Here is a 10,868-nt window from a genome sequence, read left to right as displayed (position 1 = left end):
TTAGCGCATCGCCTTCCGGAGCTCCTCCGCCAGCCGCTTCGCCCCGTAGACCTTCTCGAGCGCCGCGAGGATCGCCCGCGCGTCGACCGCGACCATCCGATTGCGCGCGGGGTCGTAAAGGTACTCTCCGCCGATCGAGTGGAGGTTTCCGTCGAAGGCGACGCCGAGGACGTGGGCGGTGCGGTCGACGACCGCCGAGCCGGAGTTTCCGCCGGTGATGTCGTTCGTCGTCACGAAGTTGAACGGCGTGTCGAGATCCAGCCGATCTCTCGCGGCGAGCCAGCGCTCGGGGAGCGCGTACGGCTCGCGTCCGGTCGCCCGCGCGAACAGGCCGCGCAGGGTCGTGAAGGGGGGGACGGGCTCGCCCTTTTCGATCCAGCCGCGCACCGCCCCGAACGACAGTCGCGGCGAGAAGGTCGCGTCGGGGTAAACCGACGTGCCGTACACCTCGAACCGGGCCTTGCCGACCCGTTCCCGGTTGCGCTCGAGGACCGACTCGATCTCGTCCTCGATCCTGCGGCGCAGGGCCCTCGCCTCGGGATCGACGAGGGCCGCCAGACGGATCATGGCGTCCTCGCTGGCGTCGATCGCCGCCTGGCCCCCGTCGAGGAGCGCTTTGCGCACGGCGGGGTCGCCGAGCCGGCTCCCCGACACGAACGTCTCCGCGGCCTCGCGCGGGGAGCGCGCGCCGAGCACCCGCCTCACGAAGGGATCGTCGGGGCCGAGGGCGCGGCGCATGGCCTCGAGGGAGTAGGAGAGCCGCGCGACCTCGAGCTCGGCGCTCACCGGCTTGGGGGCGAGCAGGCCCTGCCGCAGACGGGGCAGCCGCGCCGACGCGAACTCCGGCAGGCGCTCCGCGTCGGGTTTGGGGAGCTCCGCCGCCGCTCGGACCAGGGAGCGCGCCCACGAGAACAGGTCGCCGCGGAAGCCGGACGTCGAGGAAACGTACGCCGCGCGCTCGGCGAGGGGGCGGTACGCATCGAGGGCCCGCGCGATCCGCTCCCAGGCGTCGCCGTATCGCTCCTTCAGCTCCGGGTCGGCTTCGACGCGCTCGCGGAGCTCGCGCTCCTCGCGCGTCTTGACCGCCATCAGCTCGGCGTCGAGGAGGGCGCGATGCTCCTGTCGCCACACCTTGATCGAGTTCTCGAGGTAGATCCGCTCGTTGCGGCTCACGCGCTCGGCCTCGGGGCTGCGGGTCGCGAATTCCGAGAGGACGCCGCGAAGCTCCGTCTGGAGGGGGATGGTGCGGGGGTAAACGGAGTCCAGGGCGAACTGCAGGTCGGCGACCGTGTCCAGACGCGAGGTCCCGCCGGGGTTCCCGGGGACGAAGACGAGGTCCCCTTCGCGCGCGCCGTCCGCGGCGAGGGGGAAGTGGTGCGGCGTCGGCGCGGGCTTGCCGTCCTCCCACACGCGCAGGAGCGCCGCGTCGAGGTTCCAACGCGGGAAGTTGAAGTTGTCCGGGTCGCCGCCGAAGAAACCGATCGCGAACTCGGGGGCCCACGCCAGGCGGACGTCGGCGTAGCGCCGGTAGCGGTAGAGGTGGTGCAGCCCGCCCTGGTAGAGACTCACGAGGTCGCAGCGGGTCTTCTCGTCGACGGCGCACGCGCGCTCGAGCTTGGCCTTCTCGGCCTTCAGGGCGTCGTTGAACCTGCCCCCTTCGAGACCGTCGACCGCGACGCGGATCTGCGCGGTCACGTCGCGGATCTCGACGAGCTGGGTGATCTCGCTCTCCCTGCAGGCGAGCTCCTCCTCCGGCTTCGCCGCGACCCAGCCGGTCTTCTCGAGGTCGCGCTCCGCGGTGGACAGCCGCTGCACGCAGCCGGCCACGCAGTGGTAGTTCGTGAGGACGAGTCCGTCGGGGGAGACGAAGCTCCCCGAACATCCGCCGAGTCGCACCATCCCCAGGCGCACCCCCTCGAGCCACGCGGCGTCGGGCTCGAAGCCGTACCGCTGCGCGACCGTCTTCGAAGGGAAGTTGTCGAAGGTCCACATCCCTTCGTCGGCGGGAACGGAGGAAGCGGACAACACCGTCAGGAGAAGGATCAGGCGTCGCATCGCGGCATCCTACCAGCGGCGACTTGACCGGGCCGCCCCGCGCGTCCTACGTTGCGGGACGTCTTGGACCTCAAACCCTGGCTTCCCAAGTCGGTGCTCGCGCTGCAGTCGGGCTACGACGCGCGGACCTTCGGCGCCGATCTCCTGGCGGGGATCACCGTCGGCCTCGTCGCCCTGCCCCTCGCGATGGCGTTCGCGATCGCCTCGGGCCTGCCGCCGCAGGCCGGGATCTACTGCGGGATCGTGACCGGGTTCCTCGTCTCCGCGCTCGGGGGCTCGCGCTGCCAGATCGGCGGGCCGACCGGGGCGTTCGTGGTCGTCGTGTCGGGGATCGTCGCGCAACACGGCGTCGACGGCCTGTTCATGTGCACGATGATGGCGGGGGTCTTTCTCGTGCTCATGGGCGTCTCCGGCCTCGGCACGCTCGTCAAGTTCATCCCGCGCCCGGTCGTCGTCGGGTTCACCAACGGCATCGCCGTTCTGATCGCCTCCACCCAGCTCAAGGACTTCTTCGGCCTGAGGGTCGACCACGTTCCCGGCGAGTTCCTCGGCCGCATGGAGGCGCTCTGGGCCCACGCGGAGACGGCGTCGTGGCTCGCGACGGTCCTCGCGGGATCCTGCGTCGTCGTCATCCTCGTGCTGCGCCGCTACGTTCCGAGGATCTCCGGGACGGTGCTCGTGTTGCTCGGGGGGACGTTCCTGACCTGGGCGGCCGGCCTCCCGCTCGAGACGGTCGGAAGCCGTTTCGGCGGCATCCCGACCGGCCTTCCGTCGTTCGACCTGCCGTCGTTCCGCCCCGAGCTCGTGCTCGCCCTGCTCAGCCCCGCGCTCACCGTGACGATGCTCGGTGCGATCGAGTCCCTCATGTCCGCGGTCGTCGCCGACCGCATGAGCGGCGACAAGCACAACCCCAACGTCGAGCTGATCGCCCAGGGGGTGGCCAACGTCGCGTCTCCGATGTTCGGAGGCCTGCCCGCCACCGGCGCGATCGCGCGGACGGCGACGAACATCCGGACCGGCGCGAGGACGCCCGTCGCCGGGATCGTGCACGCGCTCACCCTGCTCGCGGTGCTCCTGTTCGCGGCCCCGCTCGCGTCCTACATCCCGATGCCCGTGCTCGCCGGGATCCTGATGGTCGTCGCCTACACGATGGGCGAGTGGAGCCAGATCCCGGAGCTGGTGCGCCTGACCAGGCCCGAGATCGCCGTCTGGTCGGTCACGTTCGCGCTCACCGTCTTCGCCGACCTCACCGTCGCCGTCGAGGCGGGGATGATCCTCGCGGTGTTCCTGTTCCTGCGGACCGTGACGACGACGACGACCGTCTCGCGCGTGACCCACGACTACGTCAAGGAGGGGTACGCCCACACCCTCCAGGACAAGGACATTCCCGACTACGTGGCGATCTACCGGATCCACGGGCCGTTCCTGTTCGGCTCGACCGACAAGATCGCCGCGGTCTCCGAGCACCTCGCCTCCCAGCCGCCGATCGTGATCCTGCGCCTGCGGAACATGACGGCGATCGACGCGACGGGCCTGCTCGCCTTCGAGGACCTCGCGGAGCGCCTTCACGAGACCGGGCGCTCGCTGATCGTGTGCGGGGCTCCTTCGCAGCCGCGCGCCCTGATGGCCCGCAGCGGGTTCGACCGGCGGATCGGCCCCGAGAACATCTGCGACAACGTTCTCGCGGCGCTCGACCGGGCGAAGACCCTGTACGAGGCTAGGCGAGTCGCGACAACAGGTCCCGCGTGACCTCCGCGACCGCGCGCCCCGCGTCGGGAGCGCGCCCGGGGAACAGGTGCTCCGCCCCGTCGAGGACGCGCACGTCCGCGCGGGGCGCGAGCGCCCGCACCTCGTCGGGGGACCCGAACGCGTCGCGCGAGCCCTGAACGACCCCCAGAGGCCGGTCGAGCGCGGCGACCGCGGAGAGGTCGAGCACCCGCAACGGGAGCCCGACCGCGACCACCGCGGCGACACGGCGGTCCTCGAGGGCGTGCAGGATCGAGCAGCGCGATCCGAACGAATACCCGACGAGCACGAGCGGAAGCTCGGGGGTGAGGCCGCGAATCCACGCGGCGCACGCCGCGACGTCGGCGATCTCCCCGCGTCCCTCGTCGTGGAAGCCGTCGCTCTCGCCGACGCCGCGGAAGTTGAACCGGAGCGTGATCAGCCCCGCCCGGTTGAGCTCGCGGTCGGCGTGGAAGACCACCGGATTGTGGAGGGTGCCCCCGTAGAGCGGGTGCGGATGCGCGATCACGGCGGTCGCGCACGGGGCCGCCGCGGAGCGCAGGGCCGCTTCGAGTCTTCCGGTCGGGCCTTCGATCCAGAGGCGGCGGACGTCACCCATCGGCCGCGCATTGTGGACGCGCGGCCCTCGGGGACGCCACGGGGGGACGGCGGCGCAGCAGCCGCCGCAGCCGCTCGATCGCCTCGCGCTCGATCTGGTGGATCCGCTCCCGGCTCAGCCCGAACTCGGTCGCGAGCGTGGCGAGCGGCTCGGCGAGGCGGCCGTCGAGGCCGAAGCGGCGCTCGAGCACTTCGCGGTGCCGGGGCGGGAGCGCGCGCAGCAGGCGCTCGACGCGCAGCCTGCCGTCCTCGCGAACCAGGTGCTCGTCGGGACGCGGCGTCGACGTCTCGGCGAGCACGTCGTGAAGGGACAAGGTCGCCCCGAAGCGGACCGGGTCCTCCAGGGAGACGTCCCGGATCGAGGGGCGCGGGGTGCCGTCCTCCCGCCGGTGGCGCGGCAGGCGCACGATCGACGTGTTCGCGGCCAGGGTCTCGCGCATGCGCTTGAGGATCCACCACGAGGCGTACGTCGAGAACTTGACCCCGTGCCCGGGGTCGAAACGGGAGGCGGCCTCGAACAGGCCGAGCACCCCCTCGGCGGCGAGATCCTCGGTGGACACGCGCAGGCCGCGGAAGCTCCTCGCGAGACGGCGCACCTGCGGGAGGTGCTCCTCCACCAGACGCCAATGTTCCAACGCGCGATCCGGGCTCATAGGCCCCCCCGTTTCGCTGCGCCGAACGTACCCCCGCCCGGCGCGACGGGAGGGTGCCGATTGCGCGGCGCCCCCCGATCATGCGGACACGGCATCCGCGGGGTTGCCCGCCGGAAACCGGCGTCCTTGCCCGGATCTCCTCCGGGGCGCAGATTCGCCGCGTCCCGTTTCCCGCCTCCTCGGGAAGCGTGTCCCTTGTCGAGAAAATTCGTCCGTGTCGCCGCCGGTCATGCGTGGCTTTGCGCCTGGATCCTCGTCTTGTGGGCGGTCGCCTCCCCATGGCGGAGGCTCGGGGGGATCGAGACCGAGTTCCTGCGCTGGCTCGAGGCGTGGGCGCTCGGTGCGGGGGTCGTCGGCGGATTCCTGGTCGGCAGGGCGGTTCGCGGGTCGGTCCGTCTCGTTCCCGCGGTTCGGCTCGCGCTCTACCCCCCGGCGGCGATCACCGCGGTGGTGCTCGTCGCGATGGGGTGGGCCGGGGTTCGCGGGCCGATCGGAATCGTGACCACCGCGTGGTTGGCCTACGGCGCCGGCTTCGACCTCGCCTTCGGCGCGCTCCCGCTGATGGAGGGAAGGCCCGGACCGTTCGCCCGGAGGATCTTGAGCGTCGCGCCGGAGACCGGTTCGGCCGCGAGCGCCGCGAGCGAAGCCCACCGCAGGTCCGGGGAGGGCGAGCGCCCCGACGGGGTGGCCGTATAGACCGAAAGGGTCAGCCGCTGGTCGAGGATCGCGTGCCTCGCGACCCCCGCTTTCGAGAAGTCGCGGGCGTCGAGGCCGTGATCGCCGGCAAGGGCGGCCTTCAGAACGTCCCGGCCGTCGCGGCGCGACGGAATGCGCCGGGCGGGCAGGTCCCACGCGCCCCTCAGCGGGCCTTCGGGGCGGCGCCGTTCGAGGAGCACCCTTCCGCGGCGCACGATCAGCGCCACGGCCGCCGCGACCGGACGGATCGGTCTGGCCGCCGCGGGGGCGGGGAATCGTTCCGGGGCTCCGGCGGCCCGCCCCGCGCAGGTCCGCGAGACCGGACAGGCCCCGCAGCGGGGCGTTCGCGGGGTGCACACGGTCGCGCCGAGCTCCATCAGCGCCTGGTTGAGGTCCCCGGGATCGGCCCCCGGTGCGATCTCCGCCGCCAACGCCCAAAGGCGTCGGGGCGCGGGAGCCGGCTCCGCCAGCCACCGCGCGAAGACCCGCTTGACGTTCCCGTCGACGATCGGCGCCGCGCGCGCGAAGGCCACGCTCGCGATCGCCCCCGCGGTGTACCGCCCGATCCCGGGGATCGCGAGCAACCCCTCGACCGTGTCCGGAATCGACCCGCCGTGCTCCGAAACGACCCGGCGCGCACCCTGCCGCAGCAGGCGGGCGCGGCGGTAGTACCCGAGTCCGCTCCACGCGGCGAGGACCTGCTCCTCCGTCGCGGCGGCGAGCGCGGCGACGTCGGGGAAACGCTCGAGGAACCGGACGTAGAACGGGAGGACGGTCGCGACCTGGGTCTGCTGGAGCATCACCTCCGACACCCAGATCGCGTAGGGGTCGCGCGTTCGCCTCCACGGAAGGTCGCGACGGTGGCGGCGATACCAGCGCAGCAGCGGCGCGCGGCGGTTACGGATCGTCACGGGGCCAGACCGCGACGCGCCAGCAGGCGCAACAGCGCACCCGGGTCGTCGGTGAAGCATCCGTTCGCCCCCGCGCGGAGAACGCGATCCAGCTCCGCCGCGCCGTTGACGGTGTACGGGATCACCGAAAGACCCGCCTCGTGCGCCCGCTCCACCCAGGCCGGCGTCGCGAGCGCGCGGTTCGGATGGAGGGCGGAGGCGCCGATCGACACCGCGAACGCGACGGGATCGCGGCGCTCGAGCCGCTTGACGGTCGCGGCGAGGTCGATCCCCGGGTGGCGTCGGCGCGCGACGGCGAGCGCCTCCCAGGCGAACGAGGAGATCGTGACCGCGCGCTCGGCGCCGCGGCGCGAAAGCACGGCCAGGACGGCGTCCACCGCGAGGGCGTCCTTGATCTCGACGACGAGGCGGGCGCGATCCCGGACGAGATCGAGCGCACCGTCGAGGTCGAGCATCGCTTCGCCGGCGAACCGCGCCGCGAACCACGATCCGGCGTCGAGACGGCGGAGCTCGTCCCAGCGCTTCCTCCGGACCGGGCCGCGCGCGGAGGTGGTGCGATCGAGGGTGCGGTCGTGAAGGAGGACGACGCGCCCGTCGGCGGAGAGGGCGACGTCGATCTCGACCGCGGGGGCGGCGGCGTCGAGCGCGGCCTTCAGGGACGCCCGCGTGTTCTCCGGGGCGCGCGCGGCGGCTCCCCGGTGCCCCACGACGAGGAAGGGGGTCACTTGTCCGGACGCAGGTGGGCCGGCCGCAGCCGCTCGACCGGCCGGCCCCCGACGAGGTGCTCCTTCACGATCGCGTCGACGTCGTCGAGGGTGACGCCCCCGTACCAGACGGCCTCGGGGTAGACGACGACGGTGACGCCGTGGGCGCATTGATCGAGGCATCCCGCGGTGTTGACCCGCACGCGACCCTTGAGCCCGGCCTCCTTCGCCGCGGACTTGAGCGCCTCCCGGACTTCCTTTCCCCCCTTGGCGGCGCAGCAGCCGCGAGGGTCGTCGTCCGGACGGCGGTTCTCGCAGACGAAGACGTGACGCTCGTAGAGGGGCATCAGCGCCCCGCGGGAGGAGTCGGCGCCTTCTTGCCGATCACGTTCATCGCGAGCGCGAGCATCGACGACACGTCGGCGAGGTTGGTGGGGACGACGAGGGTGTTCCCGGCCTTGGCCAGGTGGCCGAACTGGGTGATGTACTGCTCGGCGACGCGCAGCTGCACCGCCTCGAAGCCGCCGGGTTTCTCGATCGACTGGGCGACCCTGCTGATCCCCTCGGCGGTCGCGCTGGCGATCGCGAGGATGGCGGCGGCGGCGCCGTCCGCTTCGTTGATCTGCTGCTGCTTGTTGGCCTCGGACGCCTTGATCACCTGCTGCTTCTGCCCCTCGGCGGTGTTGATCGCCGCATCGCGCTCGCCCTCGGAGGACAGGATGACCGCGCGTTTCTCGCGCTCGGCGCGCATCTGCTTCTCCATCGCCGCGAGCACGTCCTTGGGGGGCGTGATGTTCTTGATCTCGTAGCGGAGGACCTTGATCCCCCAGGGCTCGGAGGCCTTGTCGAGCTCGTGCACGACCGCGATGTTCACGTTGGTCCGCTCCTCGAAGGTGCGGTCGAGCTCGATCTTGCCGATCTCCGACCGAAGGGTCGTCTGGGCGAGCTGGCTGATGGCGAACATGTAGTCGGCGACGCCGTACGAGGCGCGCTCGGGGTTCATGACCTTCAGGTACAACACGCCGTCCACGGCGACCTGCACGTTGTCCTTCGTGATGCAGATCTGCTCGGGGATGTCGGCGGCGTTTTCCTTCAGCGAGTGCTTGTAGCGGATCACGTCGAAGAAGGGGACGAGGATGTGGAAGCCGGCGTCGAGGGTCCCCGAGTACTTCCCGAGCCGCTCGACCACGTAGGCGCTCTGCTGCGGGACGACGACGGCCGTCTTCGCGAGGACGATCAGGACGAACAGGGCGAGGACGACGACGACGATCAACGCTCCCATGCCGCTGAACATGACGGTCTCCTTAGTCGGGACGGATCCAGAGGGTGAGGCCTTCGACGCGCTCGACGCGGCAACGCGTTCCCGCCGGGATCGGGTCGGGGTACCCGCTGCGGGCGCTCCACGCCGAGCCGCGCAGCTCCGCGCGACCGACGCCCGAGGCGGGCACGGTCTCGGTCACCACGGCCGCTTCCCCCACGAGCGAGTCGATCGGCGCCCCCTGCTGCGGCCCCACGCTCATCCGGCGCAGGAGTTTTCCGCGGAACAGCCCCAGCGTCGCCACGGAGAGGATCGTGAACGTCAGCCACTGCGCCCAGACCGGCTCGACGACCCCCAGTGCCACGAGAAGCCCCGTCGCGAGCGCGCCGACGCCGAAGAACAGGACGTAGAAACCGCCCGGCGTCAGGAGCTCGATCGCGAGGAACAGGATGCCGAGCAGGACCCACAACCACCAGATCACGGGTCACCCCCTCGAGGTGTGCCCCTCAGGCTAGCACGCCGGCGGCGTGTGTTAGGATCCCCGTCTTTTCTCAGGAGAACCGCGATGCCGAACAAGAACGCCGAGGCGCTGCGCGAGCGAACGGCCAAGCTGAAGAAGAAGCTCGCCGAGAAGGGCGCCACGCTCGACGCGCCGAAGCTTCGCACCGCCAAGAAGAAGATCCGGCGCCTCCAGCGCCGCCGCCGCGTGCTGGACGGCTCCGCCCGGAAGGCGAAGAAGAAGGAGTAGTCGCGTTGCGTCCCTGGCGGCGGTTGTCCGCCGAGCGCTTCGGAGCCTTCAAGATCTTCGACCTGGACCGGGTCCGCTACGCGCGCCCCTCCGACGGCGAGTCGCGCGAGTTCCTGGTCGTCGACGCCCCGGACTGGATCAACGTCATCCCGCTGACCGACGACGACCGCGTCGTGGTCGTGCGCCAGTTCCGCTTCGGCGTGGACGGCGTGACCCTCGAGATCCCCGGCGGGATGTGCGATCGCGGCGAGGATCCGCGCGAGGCCGCCCGTCGCGAGCTCCGGGAGGAGACGGGATACGACGCCCGGGAGTTCGTCAGCCTGGGGTGCGTGCACCCCAACCCGGCGATCCAGAACAACCGTTGCCACACCTTTCTCGCCCGCGGCGCGTACCGTGCCGGGCCGGCGCAACCCGACGAAAACGAGGAGCTCGAGGTGGACACGGTCCCCCTCGACGACGTCCCGAAGCTGATCGCCGACGGGACGATCTCGCACGCGCTCGTCGTCGCGGCGTTCTACCGGCTGGGGATTCTCAGTCCGCGTTAGTGAAAATAGGGACAGCAACCTATTTCGCAACTAGGGACATTCACCGTATTTCTCCAAGCCCGTAACGTGCGCTTCGGGCTTGGAGAAATACGGTGAATGTCCCTAGTTGCGAAATAGGTTGCTGTCCCTATTTTTCGCACGCGCAGCGCTCGCCGCGCAGGGCGTCGATCCCTTCCTTCACGATGATCGGCGTCATCGCCACGCCCGCGACGGGGTCGGCCCACCACCAGCCGAACGCGGCGTTGAGGGCGAGCCCGACCAAGAGGATCGCGGAGAGGTAGGCGCAGAGATCGGTCTGACGCGAATCGGCGTGCAGCGCGCGGCTCCCCAGTCCGGAGGCCACCCGCCGCTTCGCCCGTGCGAGGATCGGCATCACCACGAGCGACAGCGCCGCAATCGCGATCCCGAGGGGGCTCGAACCGGGGCCTTCGCGGGTGACGAGCTTCTCGACCGACTCCCACGCGACGTAGGCGGCGAGGAGCAGGAACGAGATCCCGACCAGGCGCAGCGCCAGCCGCTCGCGCGCCTCGCCTTCCTCGCCGTCCTGCAGGCGCCACAGGAGCACGCCGCCCGACAGGCTCTCGATGAACGAGTCGACGCCGAAGCCGACGAGGGAGGCGCTCCCCGCGAGCGCCCCGGCGACGACGGAGACGATGCCCTCGACGACGTTCCAGCCGAGCGTCAGGTATTCGAGGCGGCGGCCGCGGGCGACGAGCGCGGGATCGGGGCCGGCGTGGCCGATGCGGACGAGGGTCAAAGGCGCGGCTCCTCCCGCGTGAAGGATAGCGCCGTGCGGTCGGCGACGAGCGATCCCCCCGCGCCGGTCCCCAGCACTCCGACGATCGCGAAGACGGCCCGCGCGCTCACCATCCGACCGGGATCGGTGTCGATTGCGCCGCCGCGATCGCGTCGTAGAACCGCTTGAGCTCCGGGAAGGCGTCGGGGGCGAACCGCG

The 10,868-nt window shown here is 71.4% G+C and carries 12 protein-coding genes; 3 read left to right on the top strand and 9 right to left on the bottom strand.

The annotated features are described in order from the left end of the window. Nucleotides 1-2,055 carry a S46 family peptidase gene (locus tag VF139_00405; protein HEX6849836.1) on the bottom strand — a complete coding sequence of 685 codons (2,055 nt, stop codon included), beginning with the start codon at nucleotides 2,053-2,055 and terminating at the stop codon, nucleotides 1-3. A 63-nt stretch (nucleotides 2,056-2,118) separates the two neighbouring features. On the opposite strand from VF139_00405, the gene VF139_00400 reads away from it, so the two are divergent. Beyond that, the gene (locus tag VF139_00400) at nucleotides 2,119-3,804 is read left to right on the top strand and encodes a SulP family inorganic anion transporter (protein ID HEX6849835.1); all 1,686 of its coding nucleotides are present in this window, start codon (nucleotides 2,119-2,121) and stop codon (nucleotides 3,802-3,804) included. On the opposite strand, the gene VF139_00395 is transcribed toward VF139_00400, so the two are convergent. The 7 genes from VF139_00395 to VF139_00365 form a co-directional block, all read right to left on the bottom strand. Further along, nucleotides 3,773-4,399 (bottom strand): alpha/beta fold hydrolase, encoded by a 627-nt coding sequence (locus VF139_00395; GenBank protein ID HEX6849834.1) that lies wholly within the window; start codon nucleotides 4,397-4,399, stop codon nucleotides 3,773-3,775. The two genes, VF139_00400 and VF139_00395, sit on opposite strands and share 32 nt — an antisense overlap. Next, nucleotides 4,392-5,051 (bottom strand): sigma-70 family RNA polymerase sigma factor, encoded by a 660-nt coding sequence (locus tag VF139_00390; GenBank protein ID HEX6849833.1) that lies wholly within the window; start codon nucleotides 5,049-5,051, stop codon nucleotides 4,392-4,394. The genes VF139_00395 and VF139_00390 overlap by 8 nt, the downstream gene beginning before the upstream one ends. A 518-nt stretch (nucleotides 5,052-5,569) precedes the next feature. Continuing rightward, the gene (gene mutY / locus VF139_00385; protein ID HEX6849832.1) at nucleotides 5,570-6,658 is read right to left on the bottom strand and encodes an A/G-specific adenine glycosylase; all 1,089 of its coding nucleotides are present in this window, start codon (nucleotides 6,656-6,658) and stop codon (nucleotides 5,570-5,572) included. Continuing rightward, nucleotides 6,655-7,383: a glycerophosphodiester phosphodiesterase family protein gene (locus VF139_00380; protein HEX6849831.1), complete on the bottom strand. Its 729-nt coding sequence runs from the start codon at nucleotides 7,381-7,383 to the stop codon at nucleotides 6,655-6,657. Before VF139_00380 ends, mutY begins: the two co-directional genes overlap by 4 nt. Then, the gene (locus VF139_00375) at nucleotides 7,380-7,709 is read right to left on the bottom strand and encodes a (2Fe-2S) ferredoxin domain-containing protein (GenBank protein ID HEX6849830.1); all 330 of its coding nucleotides are present in this window, start codon (nucleotides 7,707-7,709) and stop codon (nucleotides 7,380-7,382) included. The genes VF139_00380 and VF139_00375 overlap by 4 nt, the downstream gene beginning before the upstream one ends. Further along, nucleotides 7,709-8,656: a stomatin-like protein gene (locus VF139_00370; protein ID HEX6849829.1), complete on the bottom strand. Its 948-nt coding sequence runs from the start codon at nucleotides 8,654-8,656 to the stop codon at nucleotides 7,709-7,711. The genes VF139_00375 and VF139_00370 overlap by 1 nt, the downstream gene beginning before the upstream one ends. Before the next feature lie 10 nt (nucleotides 8,657-8,666). Next, a complete protein-coding gene (locus tag VF139_00365) occupies nucleotides 8,667-9,101 on the bottom strand; it encodes an NfeD family protein (GenBank protein HEX6849828.1) in 435 nt (144 codons plus the stop codon). An 84-nt stretch (nucleotides 9,102-9,185) separates the two neighbouring features. On the opposite strand from VF139_00365, the gene VF139_00360 reads away from it, so the two are divergent. Further along, on the top strand, nucleotides 9,186-9,368 hold the full coding sequence (locus tag VF139_00360) for a hypothetical protein (protein ID HEX6849827.1): 183 nt from the start codon (nucleotides 9,186-9,188) through the stop codon (nucleotides 9,366-9,368). Nucleotides 9,369-9,373: 5 nt separating this feature from the next. Next, nucleotides 9,374-9,913 (top strand): NUDIX hydrolase, encoded by a 540-nt coding sequence (locus VF139_00355; protein HEX6849826.1) that lies wholly within the window; start codon nucleotides 9,374-9,376, stop codon nucleotides 9,911-9,913. Between the two features lie 127 nt (nucleotides 9,914-10,040). Here VF139_00355 and VF139_00350 read toward each other — a convergent pair whose 3' ends face one another. Then, nucleotides 10,041-10,670 (bottom strand): cation transporter, encoded by a 630-nt coding sequence (locus VF139_00350; GenBank protein HEX6849825.1) that lies wholly within the window; start codon nucleotides 10,668-10,670, stop codon nucleotides 10,041-10,043. Nucleotides 10,671-10,868: the final 198 nt, after the last annotated feature.

Source organism: Candidatus Polarisedimenticolaceae bacterium, assembly GCA_036376135.1.
Taxonomy (GTDB): Bacteria; Acidobacteriota; Polarisedimenticolia; order Polarisedimenticolales; family DASRJG01; genus DASVAW01.
The sequence above is the reverse complement of the archived record's forward strand: the minus strand, read 5'-3'. Positions and strand labels throughout refer to the sequence as shown.

Coding starts and splice junctions, on each gene's coding strand:
- VF139_00405 (HEX6849836.1), bottom strand. CDS start 2,055: ATGCGACGCCTGATCCTTCTCCTGACGGTGTTGTCCGCTTCCTCCGTT.
- VF139_00395 (HEX6849834.1), bottom strand. CDS start 4,399: ATGGGTGACGTCCGCCGCCTCTGGATCGAAGGCCCGACCGGAAGACTC.
- VF139_00390 (HEX6849833.1), bottom strand. CDS start 5,051: ATGAGCCCGGATCGCGCGTTGGAACATTGGCGTCTGGTGGAGGAGCAC.
- VF139_00375 (HEX6849830.1), bottom strand. CDS start 7,709: ATGCCCCTCTACGAGCGTCACGTCTTCGTCTGCGAGAACCGCCGTCCG.
- VF139_00370 (HEX6849829.1), bottom strand. CDS start 8,656: ATGTTCAGCGGCATGGGAGCGTTGATCGTCGTCGTCGTCCTCGCCCTG.
- VF139_00360 (HEX6849827.1), top strand. CDS start 9,186: ATGCCGAACAAGAACGCCGAGGCGCTGCGCGAGCGAACGGCCAAGCTG.